The sequence below is a fragment of the Acinetobacter sp. TUM15071 genome (genome assembly GCF_008980925.1).
Classification (GTDB): Bacteria; Pseudomonadota; Gammaproteobacteria; order Pseudomonadales; family Moraxellaceae; genus Acinetobacter; species Acinetobacter dispersus.
Map to the genome: position 1 here is coordinate 1 of NZ_BKGB01000103.1, position 217 is coordinate 217.

Genomic DNA, 217 nt, shown 5'->3' on the forward strand with positions numbered 1-217 from the left:
GGTGAATACACGGTTGGTGATGTGGTGACCGTGAACGTCAATGGCGTTAACTTGACCACTACGGTACAAGCGGGTGGTACCTGGGCAGTAACGGTTGCCGGCGGGCAATTGGTACTTGATGCTGACACAGTGATTAACGTCAGCATTGCAGCAACCGATGCAGCAGGCAACGTGGGCAACGCCACTGCGGATGCGAGCTACACAGTCGACATCACCA

The 217-nt window shown here is 55.3% G+C and carries 1 protein-coding gene; it reads left to right on the plus strand.

Annotated elements, in window-relative coordinates:
- On the plus strand, nucleotides 1-217 hold a 217-nt coding region (locus GBI66_RS19615; RefSeq protein ID WP_171494364.1), incomplete at both ends, for a hypothetical protein.